We start from the raw sequence: 16,807 nt of genomic DNA on the forward strand, positions 1-16,807 counted from the left end.
GCAAACCCCCGGCCCAGCACCGGAAGAACTGGAATAGATCATGAAAGAAGGCATTCACCCCGAATACCGTGAAGTGGTGTTCATGGACGTGCAGACGGGCGGCAAGTTCGTGACCCGCTCGACCATCCACACCCGCGAAACCATCGAGCTCGACGGCAAGACGTACCCGCTCTTCAAGTGCGACGTCACCTCCGAATCGCACCCCTTCTATACCGGCGCCCAGACCCGCATCGTCGAAACCGGCCGCGTCGAGAAATTCCGCGCCCGCTTCGCCCGCACCACCGGCGCGGTCAAGTCGGCGTCGTAAACTTGCTGCTCCAGCGGCGCAGCCAGAAAAGCAGCCTCCGGGCTGCTTTTTTTTCCGCGCCGCACCGATCCATCCCCGTTTCATGGCGACGCGGCCCGAGCCGCCCGGTTACGTTACATTAGCCCAGTGTCTCCCATCACGCGTTCGACTCCGGCTCGACTGACCATTCCGGCCACCGCCAAGCTGCCCCGGCTGGTGCTGCTCGGCCTGTCGCTGGCCTATATCGTGGCCGGCCTGTTCATGCGCGACCCCTGGAAGACCGACGATGCGGTGGGGCTGGCGACGATGATCACCGCGGTGCGCGAAGGCGGCCTGACCTGGCTGCTGCCGCAAGTGGGACAACTGGCCTATGCCGAGGAAGGCCCGCTCATCACCTGGGCCGGGGCGATCTGCATCTGGCTGTTCGGCCCGCTGATCGGCGACATCCCGGCCGGCCGGCTGCCCAACCTGCTATGGTTCGGCATCACCACGGTCAGCGTCTGGTACGGCACCTACCTGCTCGGACGGCGCGCGGAAGCGCAGCCGCTGGCGCTGCCGTTCGGCGGCGAACCCTCCGCGCGCGACTACGGCCGCATGCTGGCCGACGCGGCGCTGCTGCTGCTGCTGGCGACCGTGGGCATCCTGCAGCGCACCCACGAATCGTCCGTGGTGCCGGCCATCATGGCGGCCCAGGCGCTGGCGTTCTACTCGCTGGCGCGCACCCTGGACCGCCCGGCCACCGGCGCCGCCACGCTGGGGGTAGCGCTGGCGGCCAGCTTCCTGATCCGCGGCTGGCTGGGCGCCCTGCCGGTCATGGCGGCGGCGCTGCTGGCGTTCCACCCGCGCAGCGCGCTGTGGGCCCGCCGCCGCTGGCTGCCGTTGGCGGCCGCGGTCGCCGCCGCGCTGATCCTGGCCTGGTGGATTCCCGCCACGCAAGGCAGCGAATACTGGATCCGCAGCTGGAAGATCTGGAACCTGACATTGTTCGACTGGCCCAGCCTGTCGGACACCGGCCGCACCCTGCGCGACCTGCCCTGGTACCTGTGGCCGACCTGGCCGCTGGCGGTGCTGGCGGTGTGGCGCTGGCGCGACTGGCTGTACGCGCCCCACATCTGGCTGCCGCTGGTCGCGGTGGCCTGCGCGGGGCTGGAACTGTTCTTCCTGGAAGAACCCACCGACTCCGAATTCATCATGCTGGCCGTGCCCTGCGCGATCCTGGCGGCGTTCTCCCTGCCGACGCTGCGACGCGGCGTGGTCAACACGCTGGACTGGTTCGCGGTGATGTGCTTTTCGCTGACCGTGGCCACCGCCTGGCTGGGCTGGATCGCGCTGCATTTCGGCTGGCCGGCGCAGATCGCGCGCAACATCGCGCGCCAGACCACCGGCTATGAGCCGGTCATTTCGTGGTTCGCCTTCGCCCTGGCCGTGGTGGTCACCGCGGCCTGGGTGCGGCTGGTGGTATGGCGCCTGCGCTCGCATCCGGCCGCGCTGTGGCGCGGCACGGTGCTGTCGGCCAGCGGCCTGACCGCCACCTGGATCCTGCTGGTGCTGCTGTGGCAGCCGGCGGTGGACTACGCGCGCAGCTACCGCGACATGTCGGCCGAACTGGCGGCGGCGCTGGCGCAGTACCGCCAGCCCGGCGAATGCGTGCGCGGCCTGAGCGTGGGCAGCGGCCAGCGCGCTTCGCTGCTGATTTTCGACAACCTGACCCTCAGCTACGATTCGCGCTGCCCGCTGGTGTTGCAGCAGACCACGCGCGAACGCCTGCGCGACGGCGAAGCGGCCTACAGCGAAGGCGCCGAGGAATTGTGGCAAGGCGGCCGGCGCGCCGACCGGCACGAGATATTCCGCCTGCTGCGCGTCGCCCCTTCGCGATGAACCCGCCCGCCGCTCCCGCCGGCGGCTTCGGCGCCGCGATGCTCGGCATCGCGCGGCAGGCCTGGCCGGTGCTGATCAGCCAATGGGCCGGCATCGCCTTCGGCGTGCTGGACACCGCGATGAACGGCCACGCCAGCGCCACCGACCTGGCGGCCATGTCGCTGTCCATGTCGGTGTACATCACCATCTTCGTGGGCCTGATGGGCGTGGTGCACGCGCTGATTCCCATCCTGGCCCAGCACTTCGGCGCCGGCCGCCACCACGAGGTCGGCCGCACCTGGGGACAAGGGGTGTGGCTGGCGCTGGGACTGGCCGCGGTGGGCGCGGTGCTGATGATGTTTCCCGACACCTGGCTGTCATTGTCGGGCGACGTGGCGCCGGAGGTGCGCGACCGCGTGGCCGGCTATCTGCGCGCGCTGGCGTTGGCCCTGCCGGCGGCGCTGGTGTTCCGCACCATCTATGCCCTGGGCACCGCCCTGTCGCGCCCCAAGATCGTGATGACCATCAACCTGGCCGCGGTGGGCGTGAAGGCGCTGTTGAACTGGGTGCTGATCTACGGCCATCTCGGCCTGCCGGCCATGGGCGCCACCGGCGCCGGCCTGGCCACCGCGATCGTGTCCTGGATCAGCCTGGGGATCGGCCTGCTGGTGATCACCCGCGACCGCTACTTCCACCGCTTCGCGCTGACGCTGGGACGGCCGTCCTGGCCGGCCCAGAAGGAACTGCTGCGGCTGGGCCTGCCCATGGGCGGTTCATACCTGGTGGAAGTCTCGGCCTTCACGTTCATGGCGCTGCTGGTGGCGCGCGAAGGCACGTATGTCAGCGGCGGGCACCAGATCATGTCGAACCTGGCCGCGCTCTGCTACATGATGCCGATGGCGCTGGGCGTGGCCACCGCCGCGCTGACCGCGCAGGCGATCGGCGCCGGCAACCTGGCGCTGGCCGAGCGCACCGGCGCGGCCGGCATGGCGCTGGGCCTGCTGGGCGCGCTGCTGACCGCGGTGGTGCTGCTGGCGGGACGGCCGCTGATCCTGGCGGCCTACACTGACGACGCCCAGGTAGCCGCCGTGGCCGGCGCCCTGCTGACGATGATCCCGCTGTTCCACCTGTGCGACTCGATGCAGTGCATCAACTCGTATGTGCTGCGGGCGTACAAGGTCGCCGTGGTGCCGCTCTTGCTGCAGATCGTGGCGCTGGCCGTGGTGGGCCTGCTGGGCGGCTGGTGGCTGGGTTTCGGCCCCGGCCGCGGCGGCCTGGACTGGCTGCGCCTGCTGGTGATTCCCGGCTCGCCGATGGGCGCCGGCACCATGTGGCTCATGGCCATGATGGGCCTGGCGCTATCGGCGCTGCTGCTGCATGCGTGGTACCGGAAGATCCTCCGGGATTACCGGTTGCGCGAGCGCTGAGCGTCGCGCCCTAGCGAGGTTTCGGCGGGACGGGCGGTTTCGGCGGCGGACTCGCCCGCGGCCGGCTCGCGTTCCTGCGTCAGGGAACGGGCTTCGCGCTGGCCGTCGGCGTCGCGCTGCCCGGCATGGGCCGGACCGGCGGCCAGGCCCAGGCACAGCGCCGACGTGGAAAGAAAAGCGGCGATTCGAGCGGGAGTGGTCATGAGGGTACCTCCTGTGAAACTGTCCGGACCGACGGCCCGGGCTTTATTGGAGCATGCCCGCGGCCGCAGGTTCCGCGGCGCGGGAAAGTCTTGCCGACATTAACGTCCGGTCATGACTGCGCTGGCGCGAGTATCCAGCGGTGTAGACATGCGGCCGCCCCGCCCGTGGCGCTAGGCTTCGAAGATCAGCAATGCCACCGTGGCGAACAGCATCGCCGCGAAGCAGGCGCGCAGCTTGCGCTCCGGCAGGCGGTAGGCCAGGCGCACCCCCACCGGCACGAACACCAGGCTGCCGGCCGCCAGCGGCAGCCCGACCCACCAGTTGGCCTGGCCGGCCCAGCTGTAGGCCACCAGGGCAATGGTGGAGCCGGGGATGATCATGGTCAGCGCCAGGGCCTGCGCCGAGGTCTGCGGCAGGCGGAACAACGAGGTCAGGATGGGCACCGCCATGACCGCCCCGCCCACGCCGAAGAAGCCGCCCAGCGTGCCGCAGGCCACGCCCAGCAGCGCGGCACGCGGCCGCGTGAAGGCCGGCGCGGGACGTGCGCGCTCGGGCCGGCCCGACACCGCGGCGCGCGGCCGGTGCGCGATCTTGTAGACGTAGAAGACCGCCACGAAGAACAGGAACACGGCGAAGCTCAGGCGCAGCGTGCGCGAAGGAATGCCGAGCGCCAGTTGGGCGCCGACCCAGGTGAACGCCACCGCGCCCGCCGCGCCCGCCAGCGCGACCGGCCGGTCGATGCGCGCGTGCTGGTTGTACTTGCGCACGGCCATCATGATGGTGGGCAGCACCATGATCAGCGCCGTGCCCTGCGCCAGTTGCTGCGACATGCCCATCAGCAGCACCAGCGCCGGAATGGCGATCAGCCCGCCGCCGATGCCCAGCACGCCGCCCAGGAAACCGATCAATGCGCCGCACGCCAGGCAGATGCCCACGACTACCCACAGGCTCATGCCCGCGACTCCTCGATGATGAAGGGAAATGGCCGGGACGGCGCGCGCGCTGGCGCGGCGCCGCTCATCGCAATTTGTCCAGCGCGGCGTCCAGGCGGTCGACGGCCCAGATTTCCAGCCCCTCGATGGGCTGGCGCGGGGCATTGGCCTTGGGGATGAGCGCCACGCTGAAACCGAGCTTGGCGGCCTCGCGCAGGCGTTCCTGGCCGCGCGGCGCGGGCCGGATCTCGCCGGCCAGGCCCACTTCGCCGAATGCCACCAGGCCGCGCGGCAGCGGCCGGTCGCGCAGCGACGACATGATGGCCAGCAGGACCGGCAGATCGGCGGCCGGCTCGGTGATACGCACACCGCCCACCGCGTTGACGAATACGTCCTGGTCGTAGGTGGAGACCCCGGCGTGCCGGTGCAGCACCGCCAGCAGCATGGCCAGGCGATTGCCTTCCAGGCCGACGGTCAGGCGGCGCGGGTTGGGCGCGTGGGAACTGTCGACCAGCGCCTGGATCTCGACCAGCAGCGGCCGGGTGCCCTCCTGGGTGGCCATGACGCACGAGCCCGCCACCTGCTGCGCATGCTGCGACAGGAATAGCGCCGAGGGGTTCGCCACACCGCGCAGGCCGCGGTCGGTCATCGCGAACACGCCCAGCTCGTTGACCGCGCCGAAGCGGTTCTTGAAGGCGCGCACCAGGCGGAACGAAGAATGCGTGTCGCCCTCGAAGTACAGCACGGTGTCGACGATGTGTTCCAGCACGCGCGGGCCGGCCAGCGCGCCGTCCTTGGTGACGTGGCCGATCATGACGATGGCGATGCCGGTCTGCTTGGCCAGCCGCGTCAGCTGCGCCGCGCATTCGCGCACCTGCGAGACCGAGCCCGGCGCGGCGGTCAGCTCGCCGCTGTACAGCGTCTGGATCGAATCGATGACGGCCACCGCGGGCTGCTGCTCGGACACGGCCGCCTGGATCGCTTCGAGGCGGATTTCCGCGAGCAGGTTCACGTCGCCGGTGGGCAGCCCCAGCCGCTTGGCGCGCAGCGCTACCTGTTCGGCGGACTCTTCGCCGGTGACATACAGCACGCGTGCGCTGGCCGACAGGGACGCGAGCGCCTGCAGCAGCAGGGTCGACTTGCCGATGCCCGGATCGCCGCCGATGAGCACCACGGCGCCGGCCACCAGGCCGCCGCCCAGCACGCGGTCGAACTCGTCCAGGCCGGTGGGCTGGCGCGGCGTCTCGCGCGCCTCGATGTCGGCTAGGCTGCGCACCGGGCTGGACGCGGCCAGCGGCGCATAGCGATGCGCGGCGGCGGCCGGGCCGCCCGCCTCGACGGTTTCTTCCAGGGTGTTCCAGGCGTTGCAATGGGGGCATTTGCCCTGCCATTTGGGACTGGTGCCGCCGCATTCGGCGCAGACATAGACGGTTCGGGGCTTGGCCATGGCGCAAGTTTACCGGTAATGCGACAGCGGCCTCGGCGGCTGTGCGCCGGCCTGGCGCGGATACGATTTCTTGCAAAAACCCTGGCCGACAGCCAACCCCGCCGACCGGCCTGGCGCGTTTAACAGATACGCCCACCAGACAAGGATCGGAACCATGAACCCGAACAAGACCCCGGCTCGCCTGATCTGCACCACCCTGGCCGCCGCGCTGCTGGCGGCATGCTCGCCGCCGCAGCAGGAACAAGCCGGCGTTGCCGCGCCGGCCGCGGCAACGCCGGCCATCCGGCAACCGCCTGCCGCCACGCCGGCCGCCGACGCGGCGGCCCCGCAAGCGACGTTCGGCGCGGCCGCGCCGGCGACGCTGCGCCGGGAATACGCGCCGCACGCCTACCTGGCGCGGCCGGCGCCCGCATCGTTGCTGCCCGGCCACTACCCGGCGCCGCAAGCGGAAGACCGCGAGAACTACGCGAGCTATCGCGACAACCCGGTCCATGCGACGCAGCAGCAGCCGGTGTCCACCTTCGGCGTGGACGTCGACACCGGCTCGTACACCAATGTGCGCCGGCTGCTGAACGAAGGCCGCCTGCCACCCGCCGACGCCGTGCGCGCGGAGGAGTTCATCAATTACTTCGACTACGGCTATGCGCCGCCGCCGTCGCGCGCGGCGCCGTTCAGCATCACCACCGAATTGGCCGCCGCGCCGTGGAATCCCTCGCGCCAGTTGCTGAAGATCGGCGTGCAGGGCTGGCGCGTGGCGCCGCAGGACATTCCGGCCGCCAACCTGGTGTTCCTCATCGACACCTCCGGCTCGATGGCCGACCGCGACAAGCTGCCCCTGCTCAAGGGCGCGCTGAAGCAACTGGTGGCCGGGCTGCGCGCGCAGGACCGGGTGGCGATCGTCACCTATGCCGGCGAAGCCTCGATGACGCTGGACTCGACGCCGGGCGACCAGAAGGCGCGCATCCATGCCGCCATCGACGGGCTGCAGGCGGCCGGCTCCACCAATGGCGGCGCCGGCCTGGACCTGGCCTATGCGCAGGCCGCCAAGGGCTTCATCAAGGGCGGCGTGAACCGCATCCTGCTGGCCAGCGACGGCGATTTCAACGTGGGGGCGACCGACCTGGACACGCTGAAGGACAGGATCGCGCGCCAGCGGCAAAGCGGCATCGCCCTGACCACGCTGGGCGTGGGCGGCGGCAATTTCAACGATGCGCTGGCCGTGCAGCTGGCCGATGCCGGCAATGGCAGCTACCACTACCTGGACAGCCTGCGCGAGGCCCGCAAGGTGCTGGCCGGCGAACTGTCGGCCACCTTGATGACCATCGCCCGCGACGTGAAGATCCAGGTCGAGTTCAATCCGGCCGTGGTCGCCGAGTATCGCCTGATCGGCTACGAGAAGCGCGCCCTGGCGCGCGAGGATTTCAACAACGACCGGGTCGACGCCGGCGAGATCGGCGCGGGCGCCAACGTGACCGCCCTGTACGAGATCACGCCGGTGGGCGCGCCGCAAGCGCGGCTGGAGCCGTTGCGCTACGGCAAGCCCGCGGCGGCGGCCGCGCCGGGCGATGAGCTGGCGTTCGTGCGCATCCGCTACAAATCGCCCGACGCCCAGGCCAGCCGCCTGGTCGAGCAGGCAGTGGCGCATACGGCCACGCCGGGCCCGGGTTCCGAAGGGCTGCGGCGCGCCGCGGCGGCCGCGGCCTTTGCCCAGTGGCTGCGCGGCGGCAAGTACCTGGACGGCTACACGCCCGCGCAGATCGCCGCCCTGGCGCGCGAAGCGCGCGGCGCCGACCCGCATGGCCTGAATGCCGAGCTGGCGGCCCTGGTGGAGCTGGCCGCCGGCTTGGGCACGCCGGCCGTGCAATGAGCCTGGCAGCCCCGGCCGCCAGCGCGGCGTCCGGCGGATGCGCGATCCCGGCCGAACGGATACACTCGGCCGCCATGGACATCCCGGGCGCCGACGATGAAACGCTGATGCAGGCCTACGCCGCAGGCAACCTGGCGGCGTTCGACGCGCTGTATGCGCGCCACCGCGCCGGGCTGTACCGCTACATCCTGCGCAGTGTCCGCAACCCGCACCTGGCCGACGATATTTTCCAGGAAACCTGGAGCCGGGTGATCGACGCCCGCGCGCGCTGGCAGCCGCGCGCGAAATTCACCACCTGGCTGCTGCGGATCGCGCATAATCTGGCGGTGGATGCGCATCGGCGCCATGCGCCGCAGGCGAGCGCAGAGGCCGAGGCGGCCTTGGCGGCCCTGCCGGCGGCCGAACACGAACAGCCCGACCGGCAGCTATCCGATTTCCAGATGCGCCGCCGGCTGCAACTGGCCATCGAACGCCTGCCGGACGAACAGCGCCATGCCATACTGCTGCGGCTGGAACACGAATTGAGCCTGGAAGAGATCGCCGCCGTGACCGGCGCGCCGCGCGAAACCGTGAAATCGCGCCTGCGCTACGCCACGCAGCGCATCCGCGAGGAGTTAGGGCCTGTTGCCGCTGAAAGGAGCCCCGCATGACGGCCCATCATCGCCCGCCCCACGACGAACAAGACGACCTGGACCTGCGGGCGCTGTACCGCACCTTGCCGAGCACCGAGCCCGGGCCCGAGCTCGACGCCGCGGTGCGCGCCACGGCGGCGCGCGCCGCCGCGGCCGACCGCCGCGTGCAGCGCCAGCGCCGGCTCTGGCACCCGGGCTGGGGCGTGGCCGCCTCGATCGTGCTGGCCAGTTCGCTGTTCCTCCTGTCCGACTTCCAGGACCCGGAAGTGGCCGGACTGGCCGATGCGCCGCCGGTGGACCGCGAACTCGCCAGCCCGCCCCGCACCCTGGAGCGCCCGGCCGCGCCGCCGGCCGCCGCCCCCGTCCGCCCCGAAGCGTCGGCGGCGCTGCGCCGCGTCGCGCCTCCCGCCCCGCAGGCCGACCAGGCCGCGCCAGCCCAACCTGCCGCGCCCGCGCAGCAGTACAGCGCCCGGCCGCAGCTGGAAGCCGCGCCGCCGACGGATTCGGCCGCCGAGGCCGACCCTCGCATCGAGCGCGTGCGCGAGCTGCTGCGTGCCGGCGAACGCGAGCAGGCCCTGGCGGCGCTGCGCGCGCTGCAAGACCAGGCCCCCGGCCTGGCGCTGCCGCCGGACCTGCAGGCGCTGCTGCCGCGCCAGTGAGGCCCCGCACCGATCGTTCCCCTCCCGCCACACCGCCATGGACCTCCTCACCAACACCTTCAAGCAAGCCCTGCACGCCAAGCGCCCCCAGATCGGCCTGTGGGTCGGACTGGCCAATGCCTATACCGCCGAGATCTGCGCCGGTGCCGGTTTCGACTGGCTGGTGATCGACGGCGAGCATTCGCCCAACACGCTGCAGACCACCCTGGCGCAACTGCAGGCGGTGGCACCCTACCCCGTCATGCCGGTCGTGCGGCCGGCCTGGAATGACCCGGTCGAGATCAAGCGCATCCTGGACGCCGGCGCGCAGACGGTGCTGGTGCCCATGGTGCAGTCGGCTGCCGAGGCAGCGGCGGCGGTGGCCGCGGTGCGCTATCCGCCGCAGGGCATCCGCGGCGTGGGCAGCGCCCTGGCGCGGGCGGCCCGCTGGAACCGCGTGCCCGACTACCTGGCGCGGGCCAATGCGGAAATGTGCGTGCTGGTGCAGATCGAGACGCCCCAGGGCCTGGAGGCGCTGGAAGACATCGCGGCGGTCGAGGGGGTGGACGGCGTGTTCATCGGGCCGGCCGACCTGTCGGCCAGCATGGGCTACCTGACCCGGCCCGACCACCCCGACATGCTGCGCACGCTGGACGATGCCATCGCGCGCATTGCGCGCACCGGCAAGGCGCCCGGCATCCTGCACGGCGATCCGGACCTGGCGCGCCGCTTCCTGGCGGCCGGCGCGCTGTTCGTGGCCGTGGGCGCCGACGCCAGCCTGCTGGCGCGCGCCACTGAACGCCTGGCCGCCGAGTTCAAGGACCTGCGGCCCGCGACCGGCGCCGGGCCGTATTGATTCGCGCCGGCGTCAGCGTCCGGCCAGGCTGCCGCCGCCGTCCACGCCCAGGACCTGGCCGGTGATGAAACCGGCCTCGTCGGACAGCAGGAAGGCGATGGCGGCCGCGACTTCGGCCGGCGTGCCCAGCCGCTTCATGGGTATGGAAGCCAGCGCGCGCTTCTCGCCGTCGCTGCCGGCCGGCTGGGCCTGGCGGAACAGCTCGGTCTCGATGGGGCCGGGCGCGACCGCGTTGACGGTGACGCCGTATTCGGCCAGCTCCAGCGCCCAGGTGCGCGTGCACCCGACCAGCGCGCTCTTGGCGGCCGAATAGCTGGTGCGCTCGTAGCCGCCGTGGATGACGCGGCTGCATACGTTGACGATGCGGCCGGTGCGGCGCACTTTCATGGAATCGACGAATGCCTGCGTGACTTGCACCGCCACGCGCACGTTCAGGTCCATGACGCTGTAGAGCGAGGCCAGGTCGATTTCGCCCAAGGGTTGCGGGCGCACGATGCCGACGTTGTTGACGATGGCGTCGACCGGGAATTTCTCGCGGATCTCGCGCAGCACTTCCTCGGTGCGGCCGGCATCGGCCAGGTCGCAGGCATACAGGTAGCCGGGAAAATCGACATGGTCGGTATTGCGCGCGATGCCCACGACATGACAGCCGAGATCGGTCAACCGCTGGGTCAAGGCCCAGCCGATGCCCTTGGTCGCGCCCGTGACGAGCACACATTTGTCCTTCATGGGATCCTCGCTAAAGAATGATCAGGGGTCGCGCTTGACCGGCACGCGGGGAGTCGGGGCGCACAGCAGTTCGTACCCGATGGTGCCGGCCGCCTGGGCGACCTCGTCGACCGACGGGCCGTCCTGGCCCCACAACGACACGGGCGTGCCGACCCCCGCGGCGGGCACCGGGTCGAGATCGACCGCCAGCATGTCCATGGACACCCGCCCGACCAGCCGGGTGCGCACCCCGCCGACCACCACCGGCGTGCCGGTGCCGGCATGGCGCGGATAGCCGTCGGCATAGCCGCAGGCCACCACTCCGACCCGCATGGGGCGATCGGCCCGGAAGGTGGCGCCGTAGCCGACCTCGGCGCCGGCGGCCAGGTCCTGCACGCCGATGATCTGCGAACGCAGCGACATGGCCGGGCGCAGGCCGAACTCGGCGGCGCTGACATCGGCGAACGGCGAAGCGCCGTACAGGCAGATGCCGGGCCGCACCCAGTGCGGCTGGCGGACGCGGTCCACGGCGACCTCCGGGTAGCGCAGGGTGGCGGCCGAATTGCAGACGCTGACCGGCCCCTCGCCCAGCCCGCCGGTGACGGCGTCGAACACGCGCAGCGGTTCGGCCACGCCCTGCGGGCCGTCGGCGCAGGCGAAGTGGGTCATCTTGCCGATGGCGCCCACCACGCCCTGCTCACGCAGTTGCAGGGCGCGGGCATGCGCGCCGCCGTAGGCGTCCGGCATGAAGCCGAGGCGGTTCATGCCGGTGTTGAGCTTGAGCATGATGTCGACCCGCCGCGACGGCCGCGCGTGCGCCAGCATGTCGAGCTGCTCGCGCGTGTGCACGGTGGTGCTGAGGTGATAGCGGTCGACCAGTTCCAGGTCGGCGGGCTGGAAGAGGCCTTCCAGCAGCAGGATGGGGCCGCCCCAGCCTGCCTCGCGGCAGCGCACCGCCTCGGCCAGGTCGAGCATGGCCAGGCCCTGGGCGGCCGAGAAGCCGGCCACCGCCGTTTCGATGCCATGCCCGTAGGCATTGGCCTTGATGACCGCCCAGATGGACGGCACGGCGCCGCCGGTGGCCTGCGCGGCCTGCTCGAGGCGGCGCCTGACCACGTCGAGGTTGTGGCTGAGCGCGGAGAGCGAAATGGATGCTTGGATGGGGCGTGGCATGGCGCGGATAGTCTAACTGATCTGGCCGGCGGCCGGCGATGGCGCGGCGCGCCGGTGAAGCCCCACTAAAATAACCCGCATCGCGGCAAAAGGTCCGCTGCTGTGCACGATTTATGGCTGTCGATCATTACGAGAATTTTCCAGTGGCATCGCTGCTGCTGCCGCGCCGGCTGCGCGGCGCGGTGCGCGATATCTATCGCTATGCGCGCGCGGCCGACGACATTGCCGACGAAGGCAATGCCACCGACGCCGAGCGGCTGGCCCGCCTGGCCGCCTTCCGGGCCGAGCTGCACCGCATCGGCGCCGAGCCGGGCAGCGTGCCGGCCGCCGCGCCCGAACTGGCGCCCATCTTCGCGCCGCTGGCCGGCACCATCGCCCGCCACCAGTTGCCCATCACCCCGTTCTTCGACCTGCTGTCGGCCTTCGAGCAGGACGTCACCGTCAAGCGCTACGACGACTACGCCAGCCTGCTGGACTACTGCTCGCGCTCGGCCAACCCGGTCGGCCGCCTGATGCTGCACCTGTACGGCGCGGCCGCTCCGGACAACCTGGCGCAGGCCGATGCCATCTGCACCGGGCTGCAGCTCGCCAATTTCTGGCAGGATGTGCGGGTGGACTGGCGCAAGCAGCGCATCTATCTGCCGGGCGAAGACCTGCGCCGCCATGGCGTCAGCGAAGAAGACCTGGCGGCCTGCCGCCTGACGCCCGCCTGGCGCGCCCTGATGGCGTTCCAGGTCGAGCGCACGCGCGCACTGCTACACTCTGGCGCTCCGCTGGCGCATCGCCTGCCGGGCCGCGTCGGCCTGGAACTGCGCATGGTCGTGCAGGGCGGGCTGCGTATCCTCGAGCGCATCGAGCGCGCCGGCTACGACGTGTTCATGAACCGCCCCGAACTGGGCGTGCGCGACTGGGCCGCCATGGCGTGGCGCACACTGAGAACCTTCACCCATTTATGACGCCTGACGACTACTGCCAGGAAAAAGCCGCCAAAAGCGGTTCGAGTTTCTACTATTCGTTCCTGTTCCTGCCGCCCGAGCGCCGCCGCGCGATCACCGCGCTGTACGCGTTCTGCCGCGAGGTCGACGACGTGGTCGACGAATGCTCCGACCCGTCGGTGGCGCGCATCAAACTGGCCTGGTGGCGCACCCAGGTCGACCAATTGTTCGCGGGCCACGCCGAGCATCCGGTGGCGCGCGCCCTGCAGCCGCACCTGCAGACCTGCGACATTTCGCGCGAGCGCATGCAGGCCGTGATCGACGGCATGGAAATGGACCTGGACCAGACCCGCTACCTGGACTGGCCGGGCCTGCGCAAATACTGCTGGCACGCGGCCGGCGTGGTGGGCGAGCTGTCGGCCGGCGTCTTCGGCTATACCGACCCGCGCACGCTCGAGTACGCCAGCAAGCTGGGGCTGGCGTTCCAGCTCACCAACATCATCCGCGACGTGGGCGACGACGCGCGGCGCGGCCGCATTTACCTGCCGGTCAACGAGCTGCAGCAGTTCGACGTCAAGGCCGCCGAGATCCTCAACGGCACCTATTCCGACCGTTTTTCGGCGCTCATGAAATTCCAGGCCGAGCGCGCCCGCCAGCTGTACGGCGAAGCGATGGCCAGCCTGCCCGAGGCCGATCGCCGCGCGCAGCGGCCGGGCCTGATGATGGCGGCCATCTACCACGCGCTGCTCGACGAAATCGAGCGCGACGACTGGCAGGTGCTGCACCAGCGCATCTCGCTCACGCCGCTGCGCAAGCTGTGGCTGGCCTGGAAAACCTGGGTGGGCGGCGGCCGCGGCCTGGTGCGCCGCCTGGCGCGATGAAGGCCGCCGTCATCGGCGCCGGCTGGGCCGGCCTGGCCGCCTGCGCCGCGCTGCGCGAAGCCGGGGCCCAGGTCACGGTGTTCGAAGCCGGGCGCACCCCGGGCGGCCGCGCCCGGCGCGTGGTGCACCCCGAATTCGGCAGCCAGCTCGACAACGGTCAGCACATCCTGCTGGGCGCCTATGACCAGACCCTGGCGCTGATGCGCCGGCTGGGCCGCAACCCGGCGGCGCTGCTGATGCGCCGGTCGCTGCGCCTGGCCAGCCTGGACGGCCGGTTCCGCCTGGCGGCGCCGCCCCTGCCCGCGCCCTGGCATGCCGCGGCCGCCCTGCTCACCGCGCGCGGCCTGTCATGGCGCGACCGCCTGGACGCCATGCGCCTGATGCGCGGGCTGAAGGAAATGGCCTGGACGCCGCCGCGCGACTGGACCGTCGCGCAGTTGCTGGCGCACTATCGCCAGCCCGATACGCTGGTGCGCGCGGTCTGGGAGCCGCTGTGCCTGGCGGCGCTCAACACGCCGCCGGCCGAGGCCAGCGCCGGCCTGTACGCGCGCACCCTGCAGGACAGCCTGACCGGCCAGCGCCACGACAGCGACCTGCTGCTGCCCTGTGTCGACCTGTCGGCGCTGTGGCCCGATGCCGTGGCGCTGCATGCCACCATGCGCTATGGCGCCACGGTGCGCCACCTGGTGCCGTCCACGCGCGGCGTGGACGTCAACCGCGAGCGCTTCGACGCCGCCGTGCTGGCCGTGCCGCCATCGGTGGCGGCGCGCCTGCTCGGCGAGGCGCTGCGCGAGGCCGGCACGCCAGGCCTGCTGCGCGCGCTGCAGGCCTTCGACTACGAACCCATCGCCACTCTCAACCTGAGGCTGGCGGCGCCCTGGCCGCTGCCCGAGCCGATGATGATGCTGCGCGACGATCCGGCGCGCGGCCATGTCGGCCAATGGGTGTTCGACCGGGCGCGGCTCACCGGCAAGGCGCGCGCCGGCGAACTGGCCGTGGTGGCCAGCGCCGCGCGCAGCCTGGCCAACGCCGACCGGGCATCCGCCATCGCCGCCCTGACGGCCCAGGTGGCCGAACAGGCGGCGCGCCATCCGGCGCGGCTGGCGCCGATGCCGGCCGTAGAGGCCGCCGAACTGTTCATCGAAAAGCGCGCCACCTTTGCCGCGGTGCCCGGGCTGGTGCGCCCGCTGAATACCACGCCGTGGCCGACCCTGGCGCTGGCCGGCGACTGGACCGACACCGGCTATCCGGGCGTGCTGGAAGGCGCCGTGCGCAGCGGCCTGCAGGCCGCCCGCGTGCTGCTGGCGCGCTGAGCCGCGCCCGACGGACGCTAGCGCAGCGCCTGCACGCTGGCCAGCCCCAGCGCCGTCAGGGCCAGCGACCCCAGCAGGCTGGCGGCGGCATAGCCCAGGGCGCCGCCATAGGCGCCGCGCTCCAGCATGGCGACCGTCTCGGCCGAGAACGTCGAGAATGTCGTCAGCCCGCCCAGGAAGCCCGTGACCGCCGCCAGCCGCACCCATTGCGGCCATTCCGGGTGGCCCGCCACCAGGGCCAGGGCCACCCCGACCAGGTAGCCCCCCAGCAGATTGACGGCCAGCGTGCCCCAGGGCCAGTGCGCCACGTTCAGCCACGAGCCGACCAGCCAGCGCGCCCAGGCGCCCATGGCCGCGCCGATGCCGACGGCCAGGAAGTTCAGCGGAATCAAGGTCTGGGACATGATTTTTTGAGACTCATTCTCATTTAAGTGCTAGAATCCGCAGCCTCCGACACCCTAATGTCTCATGGACGGCACCGCTACTTCCCGGCGACGGGCCTATTGGCTCAAGACACTGCATCAATGGCATTGGATCAGTTCGGCATTATGCCTGCTGGGCATGCTGCTCTTCGCCGTCACCGGCCTGACCCTGAACAATGCCGCGCTGATCGACTCCGCCGCCGAAGTCACGGTGCGCCAGGGCCAGTTGCCAGCGCCCCTGCTCGACGCGCTCAACGCCGCCAACCGCGACGTGAAGCACGCCCGGGTGCCGGAGCCGGTGGCGCAGTGGCTGGACGAGCAGTTCGACGTGCGCGTGGCCGGCCGCCACGTCGAATGGTCGCCGGATGAAATCTACGTCTCGCTGCCGCGCGCCGGCGGCGATGCCTGGCTGTCCATCGACCTGGCCGACGGCGCGCTCGAGTACGAGCGGACCGACCGTGGCTGGATCGCCTACCTGAACGACCTGCACAAGGGCCGCCACACTGGCACGGCATGGAGCTGGTTCCTGGACCTGTTCGCCGTGGCCTGTCTGGTGTTTTCGCTGACCGGGCTGGTGCTGCTGAAAATGCACGCCGGCCAGCGCGCCGCCACCTGGCCCATGGTCGGCCTGGGCGTGCTGATCCCGCTGCTGCTGGCCCTGCTGTTCATTCATTGAAGACCGTTCGACCGGAGAATTTATGCGCAAGCTGCTGCTGTCCGCCCTGCTGGCCGGCCTGATCGCCCGCACGGCCCAGGCCGCCGACCTGGGCCTGAACGTCGAGATCCCCCGTCTCGACGTGGCCGAGTACCACCGGCCCTATGTGGCGATCTGGCTGGAAAACGCCGACCAGGGCGTGGCCGCCGACCTGGCCGTCTGGTACGACGTGGCCATGAAGAACAACGAAGGCACTGAATGGCTCAAGGACATGCGGCAATGGTGGCGCCGCAGCGGCCGCAACCAGCAGTTCCCGGTGGACGGGGTGAGCGGCGCCACGCGGCCGGCCGGCCAGCACCAGTTGTCGTTCGCCGGCGCCGCCAGACCGCTGGCCGACCTGAAGCCGGGACGCTATGCGGTAGTGGTGGAAGCCGCCCGCGAAGTGGGCGGCCGCGAACTGGTGCGCGTGCCGTTCGACTGGCCCCCGGCCAAGGCCGAGCGCCTGACCGCGCGGGGCGAGCACGAGCTCGGCGCCGTGGCCCTCGACCTGAAACCCTGATTGCACGCGACCCTA

General features: G+C 71.1%; 18 protein-coding genes. 12 read left to right on the forward strand and 6 right to left on the reverse strand.

Annotated features, from left to right (window positions below; all coding sequences use genetic code 11):
• Positions 1-40: 40 nt before the first annotated feature.
• The 3 genes from CAL24_RS14515 (at position 41) to CAL24_RS14525 (ending at position 3,570) form a co-directional block, all read left to right on the forward strand.
• The gene (locus CAL24_RS14515; protein ID WP_028353971.1) at positions 41-307 is read left to right on the forward strand and encodes a type B 50S ribosomal protein L31; all 267 of its coding nucleotides are present in this window, start codon (positions 41-43) and stop codon (positions 305-307) included.
• A gap of 126 nt (positions 308-433) precedes the next feature.
• A complete protein-coding gene (locus CAL24_RS14520) occupies positions 434-2,164 on the forward strand; it encodes an ArnT family glycosyltransferase (RefSeq protein WP_028353972.1) in 1,731 nt (576 codons plus the stop codon).
• Positions 2,161-3,570, forward strand: coding sequence for an MATE family efflux transporter (locus CAL24_RS14525; RefSeq protein WP_094807035.1), 1,410 nt, complete (start codon positions 2,161-2,163; stop codon positions 3,568-3,570). The genes CAL24_RS14520 and CAL24_RS14525 overlap by 4 nt, the downstream gene beginning before the upstream one ends.
• On the opposite strand, the gene CAL24_RS14530 is transcribed toward CAL24_RS14525, so the two are convergent.
• From CAL24_RS14530 to radA, 3 genes are all read right to left on the reverse strand, one after another.
• The gene (locus tag CAL24_RS14530; RefSeq protein WP_038853348.1) at positions 3,549-3,773 is read right to left on the reverse strand and encodes a hypothetical protein; all 225 of its coding nucleotides are present in this window, start codon (positions 3,771-3,773) and stop codon (positions 3,549-3,551) included. The genes CAL24_RS14525 and CAL24_RS14530 overlap by 22 nt on opposite strands.
• Positions 3,774-3,944: 171 nt before the next feature.
• Positions 3,945-4,727: a sulfite exporter TauE/SafE family protein gene (locus tag CAL24_RS14535; protein ID WP_094807036.1), complete on the reverse strand. Its 783-nt coding sequence runs from the start codon at positions 4,725-4,727 to the stop codon at positions 3,945-3,947.
• Between the two features lie 64 nt (positions 4,728-4,791).
• Entirely contained in the window at positions 4,792-6,153 is a 1,362-nt protein-coding gene (gene radA, locus CAL24_RS14540; protein ID WP_028353975.1) for a DNA repair protein RadA, read from the reverse strand.
• Between the two features lie 154 nt (positions 6,154-6,307).
• Between radA and CAL24_RS14545 the strand changes: the two genes are divergently transcribed.
• From CAL24_RS14545 to hpaI, 4 genes are read left to right on the forward strand one after another with little or no spacing between them, the layout of a single operon-like run.
• On the forward strand, positions 6,308-8,020 hold the full coding sequence (locus CAL24_RS14545) for a vWA domain-containing protein (protein WP_094807037.1): 1,713 nt from the start codon (positions 6,308-6,310) through the stop codon (positions 8,018-8,020).
• Positions 8,017-8,670: an RNA polymerase sigma factor gene (locus CAL24_RS14550; RefSeq protein WP_249278541.1), complete on the forward strand. Its 654-nt coding sequence runs from the start codon at positions 8,017-8,019 to the stop codon at positions 8,668-8,670. The genes CAL24_RS14545 and CAL24_RS14550 overlap by 4 nt, the downstream gene beginning before the upstream one ends.
• Positions 8,667-9,311 (forward strand): hypothetical protein, encoded by a 645-nt coding sequence (locus CAL24_RS14555; protein ID WP_094807038.1) that lies wholly within the window; start codon positions 8,667-8,669, stop codon positions 9,309-9,311. The genes CAL24_RS14550 and CAL24_RS14555 overlap by 4 nt, the downstream gene beginning before the upstream one ends.
• 37 nt (positions 9,312-9,348) lie before the next feature.
• Positions 9,349-10,146, forward strand: a complete 798-nt coding sequence (gene hpaI / locus CAL24_RS14560; protein ID WP_094807039.1) for a 4-hydroxy-2-oxoheptanedioate aldolase — start codon at positions 9,349-9,351, stop codon at positions 10,144-10,146.
• A gap of 12 nt (positions 10,147-10,158) precedes the next feature.
• Here hpaI and CAL24_RS14565 read toward each other — a convergent pair whose 3' ends face one another.
• A complete protein-coding gene (locus CAL24_RS14565; RefSeq protein WP_028353980.1) occupies positions 10,159-10,875 on the reverse strand; it encodes an SDR family oxidoreductase in 717 nt (238 codons plus the stop codon).
• Positions 10,876-10,896: 21 nt separating this feature from the next.
• Entirely contained in the window at positions 10,897-12,027 is a 1,131-nt protein-coding gene (alr, locus tag CAL24_RS14570; protein WP_094807040.1) for an alanine racemase, read from the reverse strand.
• 113 nt (positions 12,028-12,140) lie between these two features.
• Here alr and hpnC point away from each other — a divergent pair, with 113 nt between their 5' ends.
• From hpnC to hpnE, 3 genes are read left to right on the forward strand one after another with little or no spacing between them, the layout of a single operon-like run.
• On the forward strand, positions 12,141-12,983 hold the full coding sequence (gene hpnC, locus CAL24_RS14575; RefSeq protein WP_094807041.1) for a squalene synthase HpnC: 843 nt from the start codon (positions 12,141-12,143) through the stop codon (positions 12,981-12,983).
• The gene (gene hpnD / locus CAL24_RS14580; RefSeq protein ID WP_094807042.1) at positions 12,980-13,843 is read left to right on the forward strand and encodes a presqualene diphosphate synthase HpnD; all 864 of its coding nucleotides are present in this window, start codon (positions 12,980-12,982) and stop codon (positions 13,841-13,843) included. The genes hpnC and hpnD overlap by 4 nt, the downstream gene beginning before the upstream one ends.
• Positions 13,840-15,156 carry a hydroxysqualene dehydroxylase HpnE gene (gene hpnE, locus CAL24_RS14585; protein WP_094807043.1) on the forward strand — a complete coding sequence of 439 codons (1,317 nt, stop codon included), beginning with the start codon at positions 13,840-13,842 and terminating at the stop codon, positions 15,154-15,156. The genes hpnD and hpnE overlap by 4 nt, the downstream gene beginning before the upstream one ends.
• 17 nt (positions 15,157-15,173) lie before the next feature.
• Here the strand turns inward: hpnE and crcB are convergent, their stop codons facing one another.
• A complete protein-coding gene (gene crcB / locus CAL24_RS14590) occupies positions 15,174-15,560 on the reverse strand; it encodes a fluoride efflux transporter CrcB (protein ID WP_028353985.1) in 387 nt (128 codons plus the stop codon).
• 64 nt (positions 15,561-15,624) lie between these two features.
• Here crcB and CAL24_RS14595 point away from each other — a divergent pair, with 64 nt between their 5' ends.
• Together CAL24_RS14595 and CAL24_RS14600 are read left to right on the forward strand one after the other, a co-directional pair.
• Positions 15,625-16,254, forward strand: a complete 630-nt coding sequence (locus CAL24_RS14595) for a PepSY-associated TM helix domain-containing protein (protein ID WP_028353986.1) — start codon at positions 15,625-15,627, stop codon at positions 16,252-16,254.
• A 22-nt stretch (positions 16,255-16,276) separates the two neighbouring features.
• Positions 16,277-16,792, forward strand: a complete 516-nt coding sequence (locus CAL24_RS14600; protein WP_028353987.1) for a DUF2271 domain-containing protein — start codon at positions 16,277-16,279, stop codon at positions 16,790-16,792.
• The last annotated feature ends 15 nt before the right edge of the window (positions 16,793-16,807 follow it).

The sequence above is a fragment of the Bordetella genomosp. 2 genome (assembly GCF_002261345.1).
Lineage (GTDB): Bacteria > Pseudomonadota > Gammaproteobacteria > Burkholderiales > Burkholderiaceae_B > Bordetella_A.